This window comes from Janthinobacterium sp. FW305-128, from assembly GCF_020858135.1.
GTDB lineage: Bacteria > Pseudomonadota > Gammaproteobacteria > Burkholderiales > Burkholderiaceae_D > Janthinobacterium.
On the sequence record NZ_JACYMK010000007.1, the window covers coordinates 177,245 to 200,723 of the forward strand.

The 23,479-nt window shown below is 63.8% G+C and carries 20 protein-coding genes; 15 read left to right on the forward strand and 5 right to left on the reverse strand.

Features of this window, described 5'->3' with window-relative positions; all coding sequences use genetic code 11:
- Positions 1–13 precede the first annotated feature (13 nt).
- The gene (locus IGS60_RS16275; RefSeq protein ID WP_230505526.1) at positions 14–1,231 is read right to left on the reverse strand and encodes a hypothetical protein; all 1,218 of its coding nucleotides are present in this window, start codon (positions 1,229–1,231) and stop codon (positions 14–16) included.
- A 240-nt stretch (positions 1,232–1,471) separates the two neighbouring features.
- On the opposite strand from IGS60_RS16275, the gene IGS60_RS16280 reads away from it, so the two are divergent.
- Together IGS60_RS16280 and IGS60_RS16285 are read left to right on the forward strand one after the other, a co-directional pair.
- Complete coding sequence (locus IGS60_RS16280; protein WP_230505616.1) at positions 1,472–1,834, forward strand: type II toxin-antitoxin system RelE/ParE family toxin; 363 nt, start codon at positions 1,472–1,474, stop codon at positions 1,832–1,834.
- Complete coding sequence (locus IGS60_RS16285; RefSeq protein ID WP_230505528.1) at positions 1,791–2,138, forward strand: DNA-binding protein; 348 nt, start codon at positions 1,791–1,793, stop codon at positions 2,136–2,138. The genes IGS60_RS16280 and IGS60_RS16285 overlap by 44 nt, the downstream gene beginning before the upstream one ends.
- A 13-nt stretch (positions 2,139–2,151) precedes the next feature.
- On the opposite strand, the gene IGS60_RS16290 is transcribed toward IGS60_RS16285, so the two are convergent.
- The 3 genes from IGS60_RS16290 to IGS60_RS16300 are packed head-to-tail and all read right to left on the reverse strand — an operon-like array spanning position 2,152 to position 5,048.
- On the reverse strand, positions 2,152–3,174 hold the full coding sequence (locus IGS60_RS16290; protein ID WP_230505531.1) for a Gfo/Idh/MocA family oxidoreductase: 1,023 nt from the start codon (positions 3,172–3,174) through the stop codon (positions 2,152–2,154).
- Between the two features lie 28 nt (positions 3,175–3,202).
- A complete protein-coding gene (iolG, locus tag IGS60_RS16295; RefSeq protein WP_230505617.1) occupies positions 3,203–4,189 on the reverse strand; it encodes an inositol 2-dehydrogenase in 987 nt (328 codons plus the stop codon).
- Positions 4,182–5,048: a MurR/RpiR family transcriptional regulator gene (locus tag IGS60_RS16300; protein ID WP_034757651.1), complete on the reverse strand. Its 867-nt coding sequence runs from the start codon at positions 5,046–5,048 to the stop codon at positions 4,182–4,184. The genes iolG and IGS60_RS16300 overlap by 8 nt, the downstream gene beginning before the upstream one ends.
- Before the next feature lie 286 nt (positions 5,049–5,334).
- Between IGS60_RS16300 and IGS60_RS16305 the strand changes: the two genes are divergently transcribed.
- The 11 genes from IGS60_RS16305 (at position 5,335) to cobA (ending at position 18,289) form a co-directional block, all read left to right on the forward strand.
- On the forward strand, positions 5,335–6,357 hold the full coding sequence (locus IGS60_RS16305; protein ID WP_227742173.1) for a sugar ABC transporter substrate-binding protein: 1,023 nt from the start codon (positions 5,335–5,337) through the stop codon (positions 6,355–6,357).
- A 174-nt stretch (positions 6,358–6,531) separates the two neighbouring features.
- A complete protein-coding gene (locus tag IGS60_RS16310; RefSeq protein ID WP_070218115.1) occupies positions 6,532–7,665 on the forward strand; it encodes an ABC transporter permease in 1,134 nt (377 codons plus the stop codon).
- Between the two features lie 3 nt (positions 7,666–7,668).
- The gene (locus tag IGS60_RS16315) at positions 7,669–8,454 is read left to right on the forward strand and encodes an ATP-binding cassette domain-containing protein (protein ID WP_121669170.1); all 786 of its coding nucleotides are present in this window, start codon (positions 7,669–7,671) and stop codon (positions 8,452–8,454) included.
- A gap of 8 nt (positions 8,455–8,462) precedes the next feature.
- A complete protein-coding gene (iolC, locus tag IGS60_RS16320; RefSeq protein WP_230505533.1) occupies positions 8,463–10,409 on the forward strand; it encodes a 5-dehydro-2-deoxygluconokinase in 1,947 nt (648 codons plus the stop codon).
- Complete coding sequence (iolD, locus tag IGS60_RS16325; RefSeq protein ID WP_230505535.1) at positions 10,406–12,235, forward strand: 3D-(3,5/4)-trihydroxycyclohexane-1,2-dione acylhydrolase (decyclizing); 1,830 nt, start codon at positions 10,406–10,408, stop codon at positions 12,233–12,235. The genes iolC and iolD overlap by 4 nt, the downstream gene beginning before the upstream one ends.
- A 1-nt stretch (position 12,236) precedes the next feature.
- Positions 12,237–13,151, forward strand: coding sequence for a myo-inosose-2 dehydratase (iolE, locus tag IGS60_RS16330; protein WP_230505537.1), 915 nt, complete (start codon positions 12,237–12,239; stop codon positions 13,149–13,151).
- Complete coding sequence (iolB, locus tag IGS60_RS16335) at positions 13,148–13,942, forward strand: 5-deoxy-glucuronate isomerase (protein WP_230505539.1); 795 nt, start codon at positions 13,148–13,150, stop codon at positions 13,940–13,942. The genes iolE and iolB overlap by 4 nt, the downstream gene beginning before the upstream one ends.
- 14 nt (positions 13,943–13,956) lie before the next feature.
- Complete coding sequence (locus IGS60_RS16340) at positions 13,957–15,456, forward strand: CoA-acylating methylmalonate-semialdehyde dehydrogenase (RefSeq protein WP_306798494.1); 1,500 nt, start codon at positions 13,957–13,959, stop codon at positions 15,454–15,456.
- Between the two features lie 73 nt (positions 15,457–15,529).
- Positions 15,530–16,168: an ANTAR domain-containing response regulator gene (locus IGS60_RS16345; protein WP_034757677.1), complete on the forward strand. Its 639-nt coding sequence runs from the start codon at positions 15,530–15,532 to the stop codon at positions 16,166–16,168.
- Between the two features lie 157 nt (positions 16,169–16,325).
- Positions 16,326–17,504, forward strand: coding sequence for a CmpA/NrtA family ABC transporter substrate-binding protein (locus IGS60_RS16350; protein ID WP_230505541.1), 1,179 nt, complete (start codon positions 16,326–16,328; stop codon positions 17,502–17,504).
- Between the two features lie 14 nt (positions 17,505–17,518).
- Positions 17,519–18,289, forward strand: a complete 771-nt coding sequence (gene cobA, locus IGS60_RS16355) for a uroporphyrinogen-III C-methyltransferase (RefSeq protein WP_230505543.1) — start codon at positions 17,519–17,521, stop codon at positions 18,287–18,289.
- Positions 18,290–18,301: 12 nt separating this feature from the next.
- Here the strand turns inward: cobA and IGS60_RS16360 are convergent, their stop codons facing one another.
- A complete protein-coding gene (locus IGS60_RS16360) occupies positions 18,302–19,282 on the reverse strand; it encodes a cyclase family protein (protein WP_141749893.1) in 981 nt (326 codons plus the stop codon).
- Positions 19,283–19,390: 108 nt separating this feature from the next.
- Here IGS60_RS16360 and IGS60_RS16365 point away from each other — a divergent pair, with 108 nt between their 5' ends.
- Positions 19,391–20,281, forward strand: coding sequence for a LysR family transcriptional regulator (locus tag IGS60_RS16365; RefSeq protein ID WP_230505619.1), 891 nt, complete (start codon positions 19,391–19,393; stop codon positions 20,279–20,281).
- A 143-nt stretch (positions 20,282–20,424) separates the two neighbouring features.
- On the forward strand, positions 20,425–23,469 hold the full coding sequence (locus tag IGS60_RS16370) for a CHASE domain-containing protein (protein ID WP_230505545.1): 3,045 nt from the start codon (positions 20,425–20,427) through the stop codon (positions 23,467–23,469).
- Positions 23,470–23,479: the final 10 nt, after the last annotated feature.

The following is a 23,479-nucleotide window of genomic DNA, read 5'->3' on the forward strand; positions in this document are numbered from 1 at the left end:
GCCGGCGGCAGCGTCAGGCCAGCAGCGCGCTGGGCACGCGCGGCGACGACATCAGCTCGCGGAACGCGGCCCAATGCGCGGCACGCGTCGCGCCCTGGCGCTCGACATAGGCTTTCGCCATGTCCTGGCCCAGGTTGTAATTGATGACGTACGCACCCATGGCATCGTAGAACTGCAGGCGCTGCGCGGATTTCTCGGCCGGATACAGGCGCACGTTGACCAGCCATTCCAGCGCTTCTTCGCGCGTGATGCTGCCTTCGAGGTACTGGCGCGCGATGTCGTTGTCGGCGTAGCCGAGTTTGGCCAGCAAGGCATTGAGTTGCGCATAGCGGGGCGCCAGCGCCGGGTCCAGGCCGGCCAGCGGGTACAGCACCTGCTGTTCGAAGTCCAGCCTTTCCGCATCCGTGAAACTCAGTTCGATGCCGTAATTGGCCGTACCTTCGGCGATCAAGGATTGCGGCGAATACAGCGGGTAGATGCAGTATTCCATCCAGCCCTTGCCGCGCACCAGGTCGCGTTCCAGCAGCACGTTGTAGACGTGGTGGCCCGGATACGCTTCGTGGCAACCGAGGTCGACGGCGCGATCAATGTACACGGGCAAGTCCGTATTGATCTGGATCACACTCTGGTAGCTACCCTTGTACCAGTTGTAGCCGCTCCAGGGCTTGTCGGTGACGAATTCCAATACAAAATCTTCGCCGTCGGGCAGGGCGATGTACTGCAGGGTGCGCTCGCGGCCCATGCGGATGGCCGCGTCCATGACGGCACGCAGCTTGTCGGCGGGAATGACGAGTTGCGCGCGCAAGGCGTTGACACGCGCGCTGACCGTGCCGGGACCGGGCAGCAGGGCGTCAATCTGCGCCACCAGGTCTTCGTAGTACGCACGGCTGTGATGGGGCGAGACGGCGTCGTACAGGCGAGCACTTTCCGTATCGAAATCGAGGCGTGCGCCTTGCAGCATGTCCGCGCGCGCCAGCACGGCGTGCAACTGCTTGCGCAGGTTAAGGGCGCGCAGGCAAGGTTCGTCGGCCAGCAGGGCCAGCGCCTTGTCAGTCGCGGCTTTGATGTCGCTCAAACTCAATTGCTGTTCTACCGCTTCCTGTTGCCATGCGGGCGGGCCGTAATAGGCGTCTACATACGAGGCATCGTGCTGGCCCATGGCCAGGACCAGCTTGACGTAGCATTCGGCCACGTCGGCAAGGGGAGGGGAGTTGCTATCGTTATTCGTCATGGCGGCAGGGTTTTTCGCGGTTGGGTAGCGCTTATTGTATAGCGCAATGGCATGCGCGTGAGGCGTGTACGCGCCACATCATTTCTCTACAGTAACTGGGGAAACGCATCTTGATATACATCAGTAATCCCGGCATTCGGCACCTGCGTCATGCGGTTTCGCCGCAAGATGGCGTGGACTTCTTTTTTATGCAACCACGTGATTTTTTCCTTGATATTTCTTCGTTTATGGACGAATATGATGTACGAGATCCGGCACTATCTGACATCATCGGGCAGGGATTTATATACGGAATGGCTGAAACGCCAGCGCGATACTACGGCCAGGGTGGCCATAGCCCGGCGCGTGTTGCGTATGATTCCCGGCAATTTTGGCGACCACAAGTTCTGCCACGATGGCGTGTGGGAATTGCGCATCGACGTGGGGGCCGGTTACCGCGTGTATTACGCCATCGCCGGCGAACAGATCATTTTATTGCTGTGCGGCGGCGACAAGCGCACGCAGCCGAAAGATATCGAGTACGCCTGTGCCTGCTGGCACGACTGGAAGGAGAGAGGACATGAAAGAGGAACCAAGCAAACCACCGAGAGACCGCTCGCATGACGAAGCGATGGCCGAACTGTACCGCGACGATCCCGCTCTCGCCCTTGAACTGATCAACCATATCCTCGTCGATGGCGACCATGGCGAACTGCTGGCCGTGCTGCGCCAGCTGACGCGCGCCTTTGGCGGCGTGCCCGCCGTGGCGCAGGCGGCCAAGCTCAATCCTACCCAGCTGTACCGTACCTTGTCGCCCGAGGGCAATCCATCGCTGAGCACCTTGACGGCCATCCTCGATGCCATGGGCTTGCGGCTGGCCGTGGAGCCCAGGCAGCCCGAACGTCCATTTCCCGCGCCGGCCGCCTGAGTCCACGGGGCGCTTAGAACTCCACGGGCCGCGCTTCGCGCATCGCTTGCGTCATGGCCAGGCCGATGCGCGTCGCTTCCGTTGCGTCGTGCAAAGTCAATGACAAGGTGCGCCGGCCCAGCGCCGCATCCGTGAACTCCTGCGCTTCGATCAAAAAGGCGTCGGCGAAGCGGGCATAGAAGTCCGGCGTGCATTCGTTGCGCACGCCGTGCGCATCGGAAATTTCCACCCTGTTCAGGCGCGGATTGCTGCCCACGGCCAGGCGGCCGCTCGTGCCGAACACTTCCGTCAGGGTTTCATGGCCGTGCGCCATGGTGCGCGAAGCCATGAAGCTGGCCATGCTGCCGTCGCTAAACTCGACCGTCGCCAGGCCGTTGTCGACGTCGCCGAACGTCTGCAAGCCCGTGTGGATGGCGTTGGTGCCGCTCGCATACACGCGTTTGGGCACGGGATTGCCCAGCAGCCAGCGCGCCAGGTCGATATCGTGCACGCTGCAATCGAGGAAGATGCCGCCGCTGGTGGGGGCGAAGCGCATGAAGGCGCCGCTGGGGTCGTTCTGGTCGCAGGTTTGCGAACGCACGAGATACGGCTTGCCGATGAGCCCTAGTGCGATCTTTTGCTGTGCGTCATGATAGCTGGTGTCGAAACGCCGCACGAAGCCGATCATGATGGTCAGTTGCGGGTGGCGCGCCGCTTCCGTTTCCACCTTCAGGCAGTCGGCCAGGTCCAGCGATAGCGGTTTTTCGCAAAACACGTGCTTGCCAGCGCGCAAGGCGGCGATGATCTGGTCCGCATGCAGCGAGGTGGGCGTGACGAGGAAGACGGCGTCCAGGCCGGGATGGGCCAGCAGCGCATCGTAGTCGGCATAGCCGGTGGTGATACCGAGCTGGCTGGCGGCCCAGTCCAGTTCAGCCGGCACGGGGCTGCAGGCAGCGACGACTTCGGCGTTGGGCACGCGCTGCGCCAGGTTGATGGCGTGGCGCTGGCCCAGCCTTCCCAGGCCGACGATGCCGACTTTTAATGTTGGGGATGACATGTGGTCTCCAGATAGCTTTATTATTGGTTTATACAGTGACGACGCGCTGTTCGCGCCACGACAGCGTTGCCGCCTCGGCCAGTTCCAGTGCCTTCAAGCCATCGTGCACGGTGGTGCGCAGCGGCGTGCCGTGGGTGAGGGCGTCAAAGAAGTGCGCCATTTCCTGCGCGTAAGCCACGCGGTAGCGTTCCAGGAAGAAATCTTCCGGCTTGTCCACGCTGACGTTCAACGAGCCATAGGCCGTCACTTCCGTCGGCTTGTGGTTGCCCGCCTGCAGCATGCCGGCGCTGCCCAGCACTTCGAAGCGCTGGTCGTAGCCGTAGGCGGCGCGGCGCGAGGCATTGATCTGGCACAAACGTCCTTTCGCCGTGCGGATGGTGACGACGGCCGTATCGAGGTCGCCCGCCTCGCCGATGGCAGGATCGACGAGGCAGCTGCCCGTGGCGTGCACGCTGACGGCTTCATCGTCGAGTATCCAGCGGAAGATGTCGAAATCGTGGATCAGCATATCCTTGAAGATGCCGCCCGACACCTTGATGTAGCTCACGGGCGGCGGACCGGGATCGCGGCTGGTGACGACCAGCAATTCCGGCGTGCCGATTTCTCCCGCTTCAATCCGTGTCTTGACGGCATGGAAGGTGGGGTCGTAACGGCGCTGGAAGCCCAGCATGCACAGCACCTTGGCTTCCTTGACGGCGGCGGCGCAGGCGCGTGCCCGGTCCAGCGTCAGATCGACGGGCTTTTCGCAAAAGATGGCCTTGCCGGCAGCGGCCGAGCGCAGGATCAGGTCCGCGTGCGTGTCCGTGCTCGAGGCGATGACGACGGCCTTGACGGCAGGGTCGGCCAATGCCGCTTCCACCGTGGCGCTGCTGCCGCCATGCAAGCCGGCCAGCGCGGCCGCCGCTTCCTGGTTGACGTCGACCACGTACTTGAACTGTACGCCGGGCTGGGCAGCCAGGTTGGCCGCGTGGATTTTGCCGATGCGTCCGGCGCCGAACAACGCTACTTCAATCATCATGTTCTCCTGGGGTGTGGATTTCTTCGATGTCGAGCTCTAATTTGTATGCCAGCGCGATGAACAGCGCCTGGCACAGGCAGATGGTGCTGGTCAGCGAGCGGAAGGCGAAGGCGCTGCCCTCGGTGACGGTGAGCAGCGCGTCGGCGGCCCGCGCGAGCGGCGCCAGTTTGCTGTCGGTAATCACGAGAACCTTGGCGCCCTTGTCCTGCGCCGCCTTGATGCACTGCTGGGTTTCCTTGCCGTAAGGCGAGAAACTGATGGCGATCGCCACATCGCGTTCGCGCACGCTGCGCATCTGTTCGCGGTGCATGCCGCCCAGTCCGCTAATCAGGTGCACGCGCTTGTCCGTGTGTTCCAGCGCGTAGGCGATGTAGGAGGCGATCGGGAAGGACCGGCGCACGCCGATCACATAGATGTTTTCCGCCTTGAGCAGCAGGTTGACGGCCGCTTCCAGTTGCGCGTCGTCGAGTCCGGCTGCCAGGTCGTCGAGGCCGGCGCGGCTGGCGCCGACGAACTCGCGCGTCAAGTCGCCCGCGCTGAGGGCGGCGTCGCGCGTGGAAATGAGCTTGCGGATGCGCTGCTGGTAGTCGGGCGTGGCGCCGGCCTGGTCCGTATAAGCCTGGCGAAACACATCCTGCATTTCGGAAAATCCCGTATAGCCGAAGCGCTGCGCGAAACGCACGATGGCCGACGGCTGCACGTCGCAGGCAGCGGCGATGTCGCTGATGCGCTCGAGCATCAGGCTGGCGCGGTGCTTTTCGATGTATTGCGCGATGACTTTCAACTGGCGCGACAGGTTGTCGTACTCGGCGGCAATGTGCTGCATCAGCTGTTCGATGGGGGCGGTGGCTGCCATGATTTTTTTCCTCGGTGTGCTTGCTGGGCCGCGATGACGTATCAATTCCGTGCGGCTGGTTCTGGCGAGAATTATAGGAGGGAATCCTGAAAATAGAAACGAATTTCTATTTAAGTTTATTTTGAAAATTTTATTGCATTTGTCTTTTTTGTGGCCTAAGCTGTGCGCAGTGCATCGGTTCGCGTGCCGCAAGGCCAGGCCGGTGACACCCTTAATAAAAGCTCGCAACTATAAAAATTAATCCGTCTAGGAGACATTCATGCATAGCAATAAAAGCAAGGGTTTGATGAAGTGCCTGGCCATCGCCAGCCTGGGCCTGAGCCTGGGTTTGAGCACGGGCGCCAGCCATGCTGCCGGCGAGAAATTCGTCATGGTCAGCCATGCGCCGGACTCCGATTCCTGGTGGAATACCATCAAGAACGCCATCAAGCAAGCCGGTGAAGATTTCAACGTGTCCGTCGACTACCGCAATCCGCCGAATGGCGACCTGGCCGACATGGCGCGCCTGATCGAGCAATCGGCCGCGCGCAACTATGATGGCTTGATCGCCGACATCGCCGACTTCAGCGTGCTGCAAAAGCCGCTGGGCACCGTCGTGGCCAAGAAAATCATGCTCGTGACCATCAATTCGGGCACCCTGGCGCAAAGCGAACAGTTGAAAGCCATCATGCACGTGGGCCAGCCCGAGTATGACGCGGGCCTGGGCGCCGGCAAGCGCGCCAAGGAAGCGGGCATCAAATCGTTCGTGTGCGTGAATCACTATGCGATGAATGCATCGTCGTTCGAACGCTGCCGCGGTTTTGCCGATGCGCTCGGCGTCGATTTCAAAGCGTCCACGCTCGACACCAATGGCGTCGACCCTGGCGTGATCGAAAGCAAGGTCAGCGCCTATCTGCGCAGCAATCCGAAGACCCAGGCCGTGCTGGCGCTGGGACCGGATTCGGCGCCGGCCGCCATGCGCGCCGTCGAAAAGCTGGGCCTGAAAGGCAAGATGTACTTCGCCAGCTTCGATTTGTCGGAAGAAATCGCCAAGGGCATCAAGGATGGCAGCATCCAGTTCGCCATCGACCAGCAGCCCTACCTGCAAGGCTACATTCCCGTTGCCGTGATGGCCATCATGAAACAGCAAAAAATCACTGACCTGGCCAAGGTCAAGGAAATCCTGATCGCCAATCCGAAATACCAGGCGCGCCTGGCCGAATACGGCCTGACGCCCATCTACGGCCCGCGCCACATCAGCTCCGGCCCCGGTTTCGTGACCAAGGAAAACATCGCCAAGGTCGAAAAATACGCAGGTCAATACCGCTAATCCACACAGTCGCCACCAGGAGTTGCCCAGCGCCGCACCGCCTCCGCGGGCGGCGCATGGGAGGAACACGCCTGGCGCCAGCGATGCTGGCAGGAAAGTAATCGGAATTGGTAACAAGTATCACTGAAAGGACTTCGTATGACTGCGCTCAAATCCAGCCTGGCTAGCCCCGGCATGAATCCTCCTCCGCCTCCCGGCGCCTCCAGCAAGCCAGTTGCCGCCGCCGACGAGCGCGTGGGCACGACCAGCTGGGTCAAACGGTTTTTCGGCCGCCCCGAGTTCGCCTCGATTTCCGGCGCGGTGCTCGTGTTTGCCTTCTTCGTCATCACGGCCGGCGATTCCGGCATGTTCAACCTCGATGGCGTCGTCAACTGGATGCAAGTTGCGTCCTACCTGGGCATCATCGCCATCGGCGCCTGCCTGTTGATGATCGCCGGTGAATTCGACCTGTCGATCGGCTCCATGATCGGCTTTGCCGGCATGATGATCGCCATCCCGACGATTTATTTCCACTGGCCATTGTGGGCCGCGATCCTGTTCGCCTTCGCCGGTTCCATGGCGCTGGGCTGGCTCAACGGCTACATCGTCATCAAGACGCGCTTGCCATCGTTCATCGTGACCCTGGCATTCCTGTTCATCCTGCGCGGCCTGACCCTGGCCCTGTCGATCATGTTCGCCAACCGCACCATCGTCAGCGGCGTGGGCGACCTGGCGGCGCAGGACTGGCTGGCCAGCCTGCTGTTTCACGGCAACGTCGCCACCGGCCTGTTCCAGTGGATGGGCGCGCATGGCTGGATCGCCGTGCTCGACGACGGCTCGCCGCTGGTGAAAGGCGTGCCGAAAGTCATCGCCTGGTGGCTGGTGCTGGCCGCCGGCGCCGCATTCGTCTTGTCGCGTACCCGTTTCGGCAACTGGATGTTTGCCGTGGGCGGCGACGCCAATGCGGCCAAGAATGTGGGCGTGCCGGTGCGCAAGGTCAAGATTTCCCTGTTCGTCTTCACGGCCTTCTGCGCCTGCTTGTTTGCCACCTTGCAAGTCTGCGACGTGGGTTCGGCCGCCGCCGACCGCGGCATGCAAAAGGAATTCGAAGCCATCATCGCGGCCGTCATCGGCGGTGCCTTGCTGACGGGCGGCTACGGTTCCGTCGTCGGCGCCTGCTTTGGCGCGCTGATCTTCGGCGTCGTGCAGATCGGCATCACTTATACCAACATCAATTCGGACTGGTTCCGCGTATTCCTCGGCGTGATGCTGCTGATCGCGGTGCTGTTCAATAACTTTGTACGCTCACGCGTCACGGAAGCGAGATAAATCATGAGCGAATATATTCTTGCCCTGGAAAATGTCAGCAAGCGCTTCGGCTCCGTGCTGGCCTTGCAAAACATCACCATGCGGTTGCGCGAGGGGGAGGTTCATTGTTTGCTGGGCGATAACGGCGCCGGCAAGTCCACCCTGATCAAGACCCTGGCCGGCGTGCACAAGCCCACCGATGGCCAATACCTGGTCGATGGCAAGCCCGTCGTCTTCAATTCGCCCAGCGAAGCGCTGGACATGGGCGTGGCCACCGTCTACCAGGATCTGGCGCTGGTGCCGCTCTTGTCCGTGGCGCGCAATTTCTTCATGGGCCGCGAGCCGATGAAAAAGCTGCTGGGCCTGGTGCCCGTGATGGATATCGACTATGCGGCCGAGACGGCGCGCGACAAGCTGGCCGAGATGGGCATCATGGTGCGCGACCCGCACCAGGCCATCGGCACCATGTCGGGCGGCGAAAAGCAGTGCCTGGCCATCGCCCGCGCCATCCACTTCGGCGCCCGCGTGCTGATCCTCGACGAACCGACGGCCGCCCTGGGCGTCAAGCAATCGTTCAATGTGCTGAAACTGATTTACAAGGCGCGTGAGCGGGGTATTTCCGTGATCTTTATTACGCATAATGTGCACCATGCGTATCCGGTCGGCGACTCGTTCACGTTGTTGAACCGGGGCAAGTCGCTGGGCACCTTTACCAAGGATACGGTGAGCAAGGATGCCTTGCTGGACATGATGGCGGGTGGTGCGGAAATGCAAACGCTGATGAGTGAACTCGACGGTGTCACGATTTAAGGATAGCCATGAATAATTCCACACAATTTGCCCAGGGCCGCGCGCTGGACGTGATCTGCCTGGGCCGCCTGGCGGTGGACCTGTACGCGCAGCAGATCGGCAGTACCCTGGAAGACGCGACGAGCTTTGCCAAATACCTGGGCGGCTCGTCGGCGAACATCGCCTTCGGCACGGCCCGGCTGGGCTTGAAGTCGGCCATGCTGTCGAAGGTGGGCGACGATCACATGGGGCGTTTCCTTACCGATACCTTGGCGCGGGAGGGCTGCGACGTCAGCCACGTCGGTATCGACCGCGAGCGGCTCACGGCGCTGGTGATGCTGGGCATCAAGGACAAGAACACCTTCCCGCTGATTTTTTACCGTGAAAATTGCGCCGACATGGCCATCGACGCATCGTCGGTGGATGCGGCTTTCATTGCGTCGAGCAAAGCGTTATTAATCACCGGCACGCATTTCTCGACTAGCGCCATGCACGCCGTCAGCACGCAGGCATTGCAGCTGGCGCGCGCCAATAATGTGCGCACCGTGCTCGACATCGATTACCGGCCCGTGCTGTGGGGCTTGTCCGGCAAGGCGGACGGCGAAACGCGTTTCGTCTCGAACGAAGGCGTGACCAAACATCTGCAGGCCATCCTGCCGCAGTTCGACCTGATCGTCGGCACGGAAGAGGAATTCATGATCGCCGGCGGCGGTGCCGACATCATGGCGTCCCTGCGCGCCGTGCGGGCCGCCACCCTGGCCACCCTCGTCGTCAAGCGCGGGCCGCTGGGCAGCGCCGTCATCGACAATGTGGTGCCGGCCAGCCTCGATGACGCGTATAACTACCGCGGCGTGCGCGTCGAAGTCTTGAACGTGCTCGGCGCGGGCGACGCTTTTCTTTCCGGTTTCCTGAAAGGCTGGCTGCGCGGCGAGGATTACGAGGCGTGCTGCCGCTACGCGAACGGCTGCGGCGCCCTCGTCGTGTCGCGCCACGGCTGCGCGCCGGCCATGCCGTCGCCTGTCGAGCTCGACTATTTCCTGGCCAATGCGGCCAAGCTGACGCAGCCGGACCAGGACGCGACCTTGTCGCGCCTGCACCGCACGACGGTGGCGCGCAAACAGTGGAATGAACTCTGCGTGTTTGCCTTTGACCACCGCACGCAATTTTTTGAGCTGGCGCAACAAACCGGCGCGCCCGAAGCAGCCATTGCGGCCTTGAAGCAATTGATGGTGCAAGCCGTGGCGCAAACGGAAACGACCTTGCAACTGGCCGGCAAGACAGGCGTGCTGATCGATGGCCGCTATGGCGTCGACGCGCTCAACGATGCGACGGGACGCGGCTGGTGGATAGGCCGTCCCGTGGAATTGCCGGGATCGAATCCGCTGCAATTTGACTGGGGCCGCTCCATCGGCTCGCATCTGCTCAGCTGGCCGAAGGAACACGTGATCAAATGCCTGGTGCAGCTGCATCCGGACGACGCCGTGGAAAACCGGCTGGAACAGGAAGCGCAGATCAAGGCCCTGTATGACGCGGCGCAAGTGAGCGGTCACGAACTGTTGCTCGAGGTCATACCGTCGGAATCCTTGCCGCACAGTGACGACACCGTCTTGCGCGCCGTCAAGCGCCTGTACAACCTCGGCATCTACCCGGAATGGTGGAAGCTGGAAAGCATGTCGGCCCAGCAATGGCAAGCCATCGATGCCCTCGTGCACGAGCGCGATCCGTATTGCCGTGGCGTGGTATTACTGGGCTTGAACGCACCGATTGCCGCCCTGGCCGCCAGTTTCGAGCAGGCCAGTGCCAGCACCACCTGCAAGGGTTTCATGGTGGGCCGCACCATCTTCCAGGAACCGAGCCGCCGCTGGCTGGCCGGCGAACTCGATGATGCTGGCCTGATCGCCGCCGTGCGCGCCAATTTCGAGCAGCTGATCAGCTTGTGGCAACGCACGCGCAACCGCCTGGAGCGTGCGGCATGAGCGCCACGATCAGATTGACCATGGCGCAGGCGCTGGTGCGCTACCTGGCTGCCTTGCGCACCGAGGACGGTCAGCCTTTGTTCGGCGGCGCCTTCGCCATCTTTGGCCACGGCAACGTGGCCGGCATGGGCGAAGCGCTGTACCAGTACCGCGAACAATTTCCCACCTACCGCGCGCACAATGAACAGGCGATGGCGCACTCGGCCATCGCCTATGCGAAAGCCCACATGCGCCGGCGCATGCTGGCCGTCACCAGCTCCATCGGTCCGGGTGCGACGAATCTGCTCACCGCCGCCGCCCTGGCCCACGTCAACCGTTTGCCTGTGTTGCTGTTGCCCGGCGACGTCTTCGTCTCGCGTGCGCCGGATCCCGTCTTGCAGCAGCTGGAAGATGGCACGGACGGCAGCGTCTCGGTCAACGATGCCTTCAAACCGCTGTCGCGCTATTTCGACCGCATCGTCTATCCGGAGCAATTGATCACGGCCTTGCCGCGCGCGATCGCCGCCTTGACGGACCCGGCCGCCTGCGGCCCCGTCACCTTGTCCCTGCCGCAAGACGTGCAGACGATGGCGTATGACTATCCGGCCGACTTTTTCGAACCGAGAGTCGTGCGTTTCCGCGCCGTGCCGCCCGTCGAGCAGGAACTGGAAGAGGCCGCGTTGCTGTTGAAAAATGCGAAGCAGCCGCTGATCGTCGCCGGCGGCGGCGTGCTGTACGGCCAGGCCGGCGCCGCCTTGCAGGCGTTTGCCGAACGGCACGGCATTCCCGTGGCGGAAACCCAGGCGGGCAAGAGTTCTTTAACGTGGGACCACCCCTTGCAGCTGGGCGCCATCGGCGTCACCGGTTCGCCCGCCGCCAACAGCTTGGCGGCGCAGGCCGACGTGGTGCTGGCCGTCGGCACGCGCCTGCAGGATTTCACGACCGGTTCCAACTCCCTGTTTGCGCAGGCGCAACTGGTCAGCCTGAACGTCAACAGTTTTGATGCGCTGAAACGCCGCGGCCTGGGCCTGCAGGCGGACGCGACCCTGGGCTTGCAAGGCCTGTCGCGGCTGCTGGGCAGCTGGAATAGCGCGGGCCAGTGGCTGGACCGCGCGCAGCAGGCGGCGCATGCCTGGCGCGCCACCGTGCTGGCGATCACGGGCAAGCGGGAAGTGGCCGGCTTGCCGTATGACGGCGAAGTCATCGGCGCCGTGCAGCGTTCCGCACCGGATTCTACTGTGCGCGACATCGTCGTCTGCGCGGCCGGTACCTTGCCGGCAGAACTGCACAAGCTGTGGCGGACAAGCACGCCGGGCGGCTACCACATGGAATACGGCTACTCGTGCATGGGCTATGAAATTGCCGGCGGCCTCGGCGTCAAGATGGCCAAGCCGGAAGCCGAAGTCATCGTCATGGTGGGCGACGGCAGCTATCTGATGATGAATTCGGAAATCGCCACTTCCGTCATGCTGGACAAAAAACTCATCATCGTCGTGCTCGACAACCGGGGCTACGGCTGCATCAACCGCCTGCAGCAGGCCTGCGGCAATGCCTCGTTCAACAATATGCTGCCCGACAGCGCCCCGCCTATCGACTTCGCCCTGCATGCGCAATCGCTGGGCGCGCTGTCCGAACACGTTGCCGACATTGGCGAACTCGAACAGGCCATGCTGCGCGCCCGGGCAGCTTCCCGCACGTATCTGATCTGCATCGACACGGACGCCACGCGCACGACGCAGGAGGGCGGCTGCTGGTGGGAAGTGGCCGTACCGGAAGTGTCCACCCAGTCCGGCGTGCAAGCTGCGCGTGCCCGTTATGAAAACGATCGCCTGAAACAAAGGAATTGAAATGACTACCTGGAATGTACGTATCGGCATCAACCCGATCTCGTGGATGAACGACGATTTACCGAGCCTGGGCGGCGAAACGCCGCTGGAAACGGCCTTGAAGGAAGGCGCCGAGATCGGCTATGTGGGTTTTGAACTGGGCAACAAGTTTCCGAAAGATGCCCCGGCCCTGAACGCCGTGCTGGGCAAATATGGCCTGGCGTGCGTCTCCGGCTGGTATTCGGGCCGCCTGGCGCACCGCTCGGTGGAAGAAGAGATCGCTTCTGTTGGCCCGCATTTACGTTTACTTGCCGACAGCGGCGCCACCGTCATGGTGTATGGCGAAGTGGCCGACGCCATCCAGGGCGAAGCGCGTCCCTTGTATAAACGCCCGCGTTTCCAGTCCGCCCAGCAATGGCAGGACTACGCCGATAAACTCACGGCGTTTGCCGCCCACCTGCTGGCGCACGGCGTGCGCCTGGCCTACCACCACCACATGGGCGCCTACGTGGAAACCCCGGCCGACGTGGACCAATTGATGGCCCTGACGGGTCCCGAGGTTGGCTTGCTGTTCGACACGGGTCACATCACGTTTGCCGGCGGCGACGCGCTGGCGGTACTCAATAAACATATCGATCGCATCTGCCACGTGCATTGCAAGGACGTGCGCCCGAACGTGGTGAAACTGGCCCGCAATGGCCACTGGAGTTTTTTGCAGGCCGTCATCAATGGCGCTTTCAGCGTGCCGGGCGACGGCTGCATCGACTTTCCGGCCATTTTGACGCGGCTGTATCTGCACGGCTACGCGGGCTGGCTGGTGGTGGAAGCGGAGCAGGACCCGGCCGTCGCTCCCAGCTATCAATACGCGAAGATGGGCCACGATTACCTGGCACGCCTGGTCGATGCGATTCCGCGCCTGGGCCGGGAGGCGGCATGAGCCCGCTGCTGGTGAAAGCGGGGCAGGGACAGACCATCGTCGAAGTCACGCCCGCATCGGCCGGCTGGACGCACGTGGGCTTTGCCGCGCACCGCCTGGCGGCGGGCGAATCGCTGAGCCTGGAGACGGGCCGCCGCGAACTGTGCCTCGTCGTGCTGACGGGCACGGTCACGGTGCGGGCGGGCGATCACGTCTGGGAAGCCATCGGCAAGCGCGCCAGCGTCTTCGAGGACGTCTCGCCCTACGCCGTGTATGTGCCGCTGGAAACCACGGTGCGTATCACGGCCGTGAGCGCCGCCGAGGTGGCCTTGTGCAGCGCCCCGGCCACGACCCACCGTCCGGCGCGCCTGATCGAACCTTCCAGCATGACGCGCTCCGTGCGCGGCAAGGGTGCGAATACCCGCTACGTGTGCGACATCCTGCCGCAGACGGAGGCAGCGGACGGCTTGCTGGTGGTGGAAGTCGTCACGCCGTCCGGCCATTCGTCCAGCTATCCGCCGCATAAACACGACAGCGACAATATTCCAACCGAAAGCTCGCTGGAAGAAACCTATTACCACCGCCTCCATCCGGAACAGGGCTTTGCCTACCAGCGCGTCTATACGGATGACCGTTCCATTGACGAGGCCATGGCCGTGGAAAACCACGACGTGGTGATGGTGCCGCGCGGCTACCACCCCGTCACCGTGCCGTATGGCTACGATGGCTATTACTTGAACGTGATGGCCGGCCCGAAACGCGTGTGGCATTTTAAAAACGACCCGGCCCATGACTGGCTGATGACGAAATAACCAAGGACAAGACAATGACGACCCCGATGATCGGCCACTTTATTGGTGGCAACCCCATGGCTTCGCGCACCGAGCGCACGAGCGACGTGTTTAATCCTGCCACGGGCGCCGTGACGGCCAAGGTGGCGCTGGCCACGCCTGCCGAACTGAACGCGGCCGTGGCTGCCGCCCATGCGGCCTTTCCCGCCTGGTCGCAAACCTCGCCGCTGCGCCGCGCCCGCGTCATGTTCAAATTCAAGGAATTGCTGGAGCAAAACGCCGACAAGCTGGCCGCCCTGATTACGGCCGAACACGGTAAAGTCTTCACGGATGCGAAAGGGGAAGTGACGCGCGGCATCGAAGTGGTGGAATTTGCCTGCGGCATCCCGCAGATGATGAAGGGCGAGTATTCGGAACAGGTGGCCGGCGGCATCGACGCCTGGTCGATCCGCCAGGCGCTCGGTGTCTGTGTCGGCATCACGCCGTTCAACTTTCCCGTGATGGTGCCGATGTGGATGTTCCCGATGGCCATTGCCTGCGGCAATACGTTTGTATTAAAACCGTCCGAGCGCGACCCGTCGGCCAGCCTGCTCCTGGCGCAGCTGCTGACGGACGCCGGCTTGCCCGACGGCGTCTTCAACGTCGTGCAGGGCGATAAGGAAGCCGTCGATGGCTTGCTGCACCACCCGGACGTGCGCGCCGTCAGCTTCGTCGGTTCCACGCCGATCGCCGAGTATATCTATGCGACGGGCTGCGCGCAGGGCAAGCGCGTGCAGGCGCTCGGTGGCGCGAAAAACCACATGGTCGTCATGCCCGACGCGGATATTCCGCAGACGGTCGATGCCCTGATGGGCGCCGCCTTTGGCTCGGCGGGCGAGCGCTGCATGGCCATTTCCGTCGTCGTGGCGGTTGGCAATGTGGCGGATCAATTGGTGGAAGCCCTGGTGCCGCGCATTGCGGCGTTAAAGATCACGCAGGGCATGGATCTGTCGGCCGAAATGGGGCCGGTCGTCACGCAGGTGCACAAGGAGAAGATCGCCGGCTATATCGCCACGGGGGTCAAGGAAGGCGCCAAGCTTATCTGCGACGGGCGCGGCTTCGTCCTGCCAGGCCACGAGAAAGGCTTTTTCCTCGGCGGCAGCCTGTTCGACCACGTCACGCCCGAGATGACGATTTACAAGGAGGAAATCTTCGGGCCCGTCCTCTGCATCGTGCGCGTACCCGATTTCACGGCGGCGCTGGACCTGGTCAATGCGCATGAATACGGCAACGGCACGGCCATCTACACGCGCGACGGCAACACGGCGCGCGAATACACGCACCGCGTGCAAGTCGGCATGGTCGGGGTGAACGTGCCGATTCCCGTGCCGATGGCCTTCCACAGCTTCGGCGGCTGGAAGCGCAGCCTGTTCGGCGACCACCATGCGCACGGCCCGGAATCCGTGCGTTTCTATACCAAGCAGAAGGCGGTGACGCAGCGCTGGCCGGCTTCGACGGCGGCGGGTGCGGAGTTTGCCATGCCGACCCTGAAGTAAATCCGCTGTAAAACCGGCTGGTTCGCTTCTTGCTTACTGCAATGGTTGTGTTTAGCCATTGCAGATCGCTCCCATGACGTCCAGCCGTACCCAGCCTTTGCGCATCGTCGTCGTCAACACTATTGTCGAGCACGGCGTGCACGAGAATGCGGCCTTGGCTGCCCAAGTGCAGCGCGGCAATGCCTTGCGCATCGGCTTGCTGGAATCGGGTTTCGACATCGTCGCCTCCCTGCCAGCCGACCTCTACCTTCCTGAACGCATCGCCCAACTGCAGCCTGATCTCATCATCATCGACGCGGAATCGGATGCGCGCGACGTGCTCGAGCACATCGTCATCGCCACGCGCGACGAGCGCCGCCCCATCGTATTATTTACCGAAGACGGCGCCACGGCCAGCATCGACGCGGCCATGGCGGCCGGCGTCTCCGCCTACATCGTGGCCGGCTTGCATGCCGAGCGCATCTTGCCCGTGCTGAACGTGGCGCTCGCACGCTTTCGCCAGGAAGAAAAATTGCGCGCCGAATTGCTCGACACGCGGCACAAGCTGCTTGAGCGCAAGGTGATCGAACGGGCCAAGGGCCTGCTGATGACGCATCACGGCTTGACGGAAGACCAGGCTTACCAGCGCCTGCGCAGCATGGCCATGAACAAGAAACTCAAGCTGGCAGAGATTGCCCAGCGCATCCTCGACGTGGAGGACTTGTTGGGATGAATCGTCCATTTCCTGACACATGCTGGTGCAGCGCACCATCGCGGTGCGTTTCCAGCCGCCATGAAGCGGGCAGGTACGGGCACGCTCCTTGCTGCTGGAAGGTGAGAGCCTTGCCCACAGCGGCACGGCAAAACAGTATTTATCGGCAAGGAATGGTATGACAGAGAAAATGGCAGACAGCGCCCAGGTGATGCGGACCCTGCAGCCGGAAAGACAGACGATACGCATCGGCTACCTGCCGCTGACCGATTGCGCCTCGCTGGTGATGGCGTCGAAGCTGGGTCTCGATGAAAAATACGGCATCAAGATCGAACTGAGCCGCGAGATGTCGTGGGCCGGCGTGCGCGATAAACTGAACAGTGGAGAACTCGACGCGGCCCACGTGTTGTACGGCCTTGTGTATGGCGTGCAGATGGGCATCGGCGGGCAGCAGCGCGACATGGCTGTATTGATGAATCTCAACCACAGCGGCCAGGCTGTCACCGTGTCGGCGGCGCTGGCGCGCGAGGGCGCCCACGATGGTCCCACCCTGGCGCGGCACATGCGCGCCACGGCGCGGCCGTTTGCGTTCGCGCATACTTTTCCGACCGGCAACCACGCGATGCTGCTGCAATACTGGCTGGCCGCGCATGGCATTGATCCGCTGCGCGACGCGCGCGTGATGACGGTGCCGCCGTCGCAGATGGTGGCCGCCTTGCGCGCCGGCCAGATGGACGGCTTTTGCGCGGGCGAACCGTGGGGCTACAAGGCCATCGTCGATGGCGTGGGCGTGACGGCAGCCGCCAGCGGCGCCATCTGGCCCGACCATCCGGGCAAGGTGCTGGGCACCAGCGCCGCGTTTGCGCAGCAGCATCCGAACAGCTGCCGCGCCCTCATCGCCGCCGTGCTCGAGGCGGGACGCTGGATCGATGCCAGCGATACCAACCGGCTGGCCATGGCGGCCACTCTGGCCGAGCCCGCTTACCTGAACACGCCTCAGGAAACGCTGGCGCCGCGCATTCTCGGCCATTACCAGGATGGCCTGGGCAAGACCTGGGACGAGGCGCACGGTTTGAAGTTCTACGGCGATGGCGCCGTCAATTTCCCGTATCTGTCCGACGGCATGTGGTTCATGACCCAGCACCGGCGCTGGGGCTTGCTGCGCGATGAACCCGATTATCTGGCGGTGGCAAGGCAAGTCAACCGCATCGACCTGTACCGCCAGGCGGCGGAGATGACGGCAACGCCCGTACCAAAAGCCCCCATGCGCAGCTCGACCCTGTGCGACGGCGTCGTGTGGGACGGCAGCGCGCCGGAAGCGTACGCGGCATCGTTTGCCATCGGCCATTTTTTCTGACTGGAGAGTGCATCATGGCGCAATGTGGAAGCGTAACCCTGGTCGGCGCCGGTCCCGGCGACCCGGAGCTGTTGACCATCAAGGCAGTAAAGGCCATCGCGCGGGCCGACGTGGTGCTGATCGATGACCTCGTCAATCCGGCCGTCCTTGCCCATGCGGCACAAGGCGTGCGCGTGGTCGAGGTGGGCAAGCGGGGCGGCTGCGCCTCGACGCCGCAAGCGTTCATCGAACGGCTGATGCTGGCCGAAGCGCGCGCCGGCCTGCATGTGGTGCGGCTGAAAGGGGGCGACCCCTATCTGTTCGGGCGCGGCGGCGAAGAGCGCGCTTATTTGCGCAGTCATGGCGTGGCCGTCGAGGTGATCCCCGGCATCAGCAGCGGCCTGGCCGCGCCGTCCGGCATCGGTGTGCCGCTCACGCACCGCGCCTGGAGCCAGGGCGCCATCTTCGTCACGGGCCACGGCAAGGATAGCGCCTCGGAGCCGAACTGGGCGGCCCTGGCGCAGAGCAAGCTCACCCTCGTCATCTACATGGGCGTGGCCAGGGTGACGGCCATCCAGGCCGGCTTGCTGGCCGGCGGCATGGCGCCCGGCACGCCCGTGGCCGTGGTGCAATCGGCCAGCCTGCCGGCCCAGCGCCAGTTGCTGAGCACTTTGCAGGAGCTGCCCGACGACCTGCAGGCCAGCGGCCTGGGCAGCCCCAGCATCATCGTCGTGGGCGATGTGGTGCGCTGCGCCGATGCGTGGGATGAGCATGGCGCACAGGGCTTGCACGCCGCCTGCGTCTGAGCCTGTCCGCGCCTAGCGGATTGGCAGGGCTACGGGACGGATGGGCGCCGCGTCGCCGCCACGGAATTTCAACGAGGCGCCGATGAAGGCGAACTGGTACACCTTGTCGCGCGACAGCGCTTCCAGGTCGACCAGTTCCAGGATGGGCGTGCCCTGCTGCGCCAGCAGATAGGTGTGCACGGGCAGGTAATTGTTCGCCACTTCGGATGGAAACGCCTCGAAACTGAGGTTGTCCGCGCCCACCACCATGGCGCCGCCATCTTCCACGAGGAATTTCGCCGCATCGAGCGACAGGCCGGGCGGATTGGCCATGTAGGTGTGCGCCTGCTCATAATGCTGCATGCGGCCCGTGCGTATCAGCACCACGTCGCCCTTTTCCAGCGTGACCTTCTGTTGCGCCAGCGCCGCGCGCAAGTCTTGCCGCGTCACCCGGTAATTATCGGGCAGTTGTTTGAGACCCTTGGCCACGGCCACGTCGATCAGCACGCCGCGCGCCACGATCGGCGGCAATTTCTCCGCGCCCGTCACGGTCCAGCCCCGGTCTCCCAGGTAGTGTTCCTCCGTAAAGCCATTCCAGATCTTGCCGTTCAGGCCGAAGTGGTTCAGGGCGTCGATATGCGTGCCCATGTGCGCATACATGGACACGGCCGAGCCCGTGTAGCTGACGTGGCGGTTCATCTGTTCGCCCACCTGCATGGAATCGGCCACCACGTTGCCTTTCGGTGTGTGCGTCATCCACATCTGGTAGGGCGGGTCGCCGGCCGCCTGCCAGCTGGGCATGCCGATATAGAAATCGACGGCCAGATCATAGCTCTTGCCGCCGTCGATGCGCGCCAGGATAGCGGCACGCGAGGCCGGCGTCATCAGGTTCAGGCGGCCGATCTCGTCTTTCGGGCCCCAGGGGCTGATGCCCACTTCGGGCAGGGCGGCCTGCACTGTCCCTCCGAGCAGGGCCAGCAGCAGGGCAGTCAGGGTGGCGGATGGTTTGAACATGGGGTACTCCTTGCGTGACATGAATAAAGAAGCCGCCATCATATTGTTTTCCATTTCAATGATAATCAGCGATAAAATAATAAGATATTCAACTGTAGAGAAATAATGATGGATGTCCTGGCGCACATGCGCGTGTTTCGCAAGGTGGTCGAGCGCGACAGCTTCAGCAAGGCGGCGCTGGATTTGAATCAGTCGGCGGCGGCCATCAGCAAGCAGGTGCGCCAGCTCGAAGCGCGCCTGGGCACACTGCTGCTGGTGCGCACGACGCGGCGCATGAGCTTGTCGGACGGCGGGCGTGCCTACTATCTCGAATGCTGCCGCCTGCTCGACGAGGTCGATGCGCTGGAACTGGCCACGCGCGGCTGTACCGGCAAGGTGGCGGGGCGGCTGCGCGTGAATGCGCCGCTGTCGTTTGGCCTGAAGGTGCTGTCGCCCTTGCTGCCGGACTTCATGGCCCGCTATCCGGACGTCAAGATCGAGATGACCCTGGATGACCGCCTGCGCGACGTGGTGGGCGAGGGCTATGACGTGTCGCTGCGCATCCGCGTCTCGCTGGCCGATTCGTCCCTGGTGGCACGCCGCCTGGGCGACGTCGAGCAGATGATTTGCGCAGCGCCGGCCTATCTGGCGCGGCGCGGCACGCCGCGCCAGGCGCAGGATTTGCGCGGCCACGATTGCCTCGCTTACCGCCTGGCCGACAGTCCCGGCGTCTGGCAGCTGGCCGGCCCGGAGGGGCCGAGCAGCATCGTGCTGCCCGTGCGCTTTTCCGCCGACAGCAGCCTGCTGCTGGCCGATATGCTGGTGGCGGGCATCGGCGTGGGGGCGCTGCCGTCGTTCGTCGCCGCGCCGCTGCTGGCCAGCGGCGCCCTGGTACGCGTACTGCCGTCGCACGGCATGGCCAGGCGCGGCGTGTATGCCTTGACGCCCGATGGACGCCACGTGCAGGAAAAGGTGCGCGCCTTTTGCGACTTCCTGGCCGGGGCGCTGCAGGGGGGCTAGGCACCCGGTGTTTTCCAGTGCAACCATCCTGCGCGCTTTTTTTCTTGCACAAGCGCGTCGGGCATGAGCTTTGATAGTATCCTCGTACTTGCTGGGCGGCCGGAGCGCCGCACATTCGAGGAAACCGGAATAAGCGATCGACAATGCACACTTTGAGCAAGGGCGGGGCGGTATCGGGCTTCAGGATATGGGCGGGCGGCGTGCTGCTGGCCCTGGCGGTGGGCGGTGCCCTGTATGCGGGCGCGGCGCGCACGGTCAATGACGACGCCGAACAGCGTTTCGACAATCTCACGCATGGCGCCCAGCATAGCCTGATCACGCGCGTAAAAAGCTATTCCGACCTGTTGCGCGGCCTCGAGGCCCTGTTCCGCACCAGCGAGCACCTGACGCGCCGCCAGTTCCACGATTACGTGGCCGGCCTCGATATCGTGCGCCAGTTCCCGGCCATCGAATCGGTCAACTACGCGGCGGCCGTCCCGTCGGCGCAGCGCCCCGCCTTCATCGAGGCCGTGCGCCGTGACACCAGCCTGGCGCCGCGCGGCTATCCCGCTTTCACCATCCGGCCTGCGGGCGAGCGGCCTGAATACACGGTGCTCACCTACCTGGAGCCCGATTCCCTGCTGGCCGAACGCATGGGCATCGATATCGGCGCCAACCCGCTGGTGGCGCAGTCGCTGGCGCAGGCCCGCGACAGCGGCCAGGTCAGCGCATCGGGGCAGGTGATCATGATCAAGGGGCCGCCCGCGCATATCGGCCTGGGCATGCGTCTGCCCGTGTACCGCAATGGCATGCCGCAGGGCAGCGTGGCCGAGCGCCGCGCCGCCTACCAGGGCTCCGTCGGCATCGGCTTTGGCGTGGCGCAGCTGGTGCACAGCGCGCTCGAACGCAGCGCCCTGGAACCGCTGCACCTGACCCTGTACAGCGCGGCCGACCCTTTGACGGCCAGCGGGTCCCTGTCCATCACGCCGCAGGACCGCCTGCTGTTCAACGATGACGGCGACCTGGCGGCGGCGCCGCCGCAACCGGGCAGCGATGCCGACTATTTCGACCAGGTGCTGCCCGTCGCTTACCAGGGCGGCCTGTGGAAAGCCCATTTCCGCGTGCGCAAGGCGGAGCTGTACAGCCCCTTCGACCGCTATTTTCCATGGCTGGCGCTGGGCGTCGGCGTGGCCGGTACCCTGCTCATTTACGGCTATATCTTTACCTTGTATCGGTCGCGCCGCAGCGCGGTGGCGCAGCGCACCCTGCTCGATACGGTGCTCGACAGCGTCGACGCCTACGTCTACATGAAGGATGCCGACCTGCGCTACCGCTACGTCAATGCGCGCACGGCAACCATCCTCGGCCGTCCCGTGGAGCAGCTGATCGGTCGCCAGGATGGCGAGTTGATGCTCGGCGATGCGGCGGCCGCCGCGCAGCTGACGGAGCGCCAGGTCTTCGACAGCGGCGCCAAGTTCGTCGGCGAGGAGCGCTTCGTCGATGCGCAGGGCCAGGTGCATCACCTGTGGAGCGTGAAGGTGCCGCTGGGCTTGCCCGGTCCCGTCACGGGCCTGATCGGCCTGTCCACCGACGTGACGGAACTGCACCGCCTGAAAGAGCAGGCCGACGCGGCCAGCCAGGCCAAGAGCGACTTCCTGTCGAACATGAGCCATGAAATCCGCACGCCGATGAACAGCATTATCGGCATGGCGCACCTGGCGCTGAAATCGGTGGCCGATGCGCGCCAGCGCGACTATCTGCAGAAAATCTTCCATTCGGGCCAGCATTTGCTGGGCCTGATCAACGACATCCTCGATTTTTCCAAGATCGAGGCGGGCAAGCTGGAGCTGGAGGTGCTGGACTTCCGTCTCGACACCCTGCTGGCGAACATCGCCAGCCAGCTGGGCGACGCGGCCGCCGTCAAGGGCCTGGCGCTGCAGTTCGATATCGCGTCCGAGCTGCCGCAGCGCTGGTGCGGCGACCCGCTGCGCCTGGAGCAGGTCTTGCTGAACCTGACCAGCAACGCCATCAAGTTTTCCGACAATGGCAGCATCTTCGTGCGCGTGCGCCAGTCCGAGGAGCGCGCCAGCCATGCCATGCTGCGCTTCGAGGTGCAGGACCGGGGCATCGGCATGAACCAGGAAGAGGTGGCGCAGCTGTTCCGCTCCTTCCACCAGGCCGACCCGTCGACCACGCGCAAGTATGGCGGCAGCGGCCTGGGGCTGGTGATCAGCAAGCAGCTGGTGGAGCTCATGGGCGGCAAGGTGGGCGTGTACAGCCAGCCGGGCCTGGGCAGCACCTTCTGGTTCACGGCGCGCCTGGAGAAGAGCGCGCAGGGGGCCGACGAGCGCATCGCCGAAGTGGAGCCGGAAGTGCTGGGGGTGATCCGCGGCGCCTCCATCCTGCTGGTGGAAGACAACATCTTCAGCCAGCAGGTGGGCTGCGAGCTGCTGGAAGACGCGGGCGCCACCGTTTGCGTCGCCTGCAATGGCCGCGAGGCGCTGGAATTGCTGGCCCGCCAGCGCTACGACTGCGTGCTGATGGACGTACAGATGCCTGAGATGGACGGCTTCGAGGCGACGCGCCGCATCCGCGCCGATCCGAAACTTGCCGGCCTGCTGGTGATCGCCATGACGGCCAACGCGGGCAGCGAAGACCGCGCCCGCTGCCTGGAGGCGGGCATGGATGAATTCGTGACCAAGCCGATCGCCCCGAATCTGCTGTTTCACCTGCTGGCGAAATGGTTTCGCCTGCGTGGCGGCATTGGCGGCATCGGCCGCGACAGGCTGGCGGCGGCACCGACAGCGCCGACAGCGCCGACAGCGCCGCCATCGGACGCCGCGCCGGAATCGCGCGACACGGCCATCCTCGATCTGGCCACCCTGGCGCTCACGTTCAGCAATGACGCCGTGAAGATGCGCAAGTACACCCAGCTGTTTCTCGACACGGCGCGCGACGGCATCGCCGAAATGGAGCAAGCCTTGGCGCTGGAAGACCTGGGGCGCCTGGCCGACCTGGGCCACCGCAGCAAATCGTCGGCGCTGGCCGTGGGCGCGCACGCTTTCGCCGCCCTGTGCCTGTCGATCGAAGGCTTGCGCCTGGGCGGCGACATGCAGCAGGCGCGTGCCTTGCTGGCGGCGCTCGGGCCGGCGCTGGCGCAGGTGGCGGAACAAATTTCCGTGGAATTTGCCGCCAGCGACGCCCCTTGAGGCAGGCAGC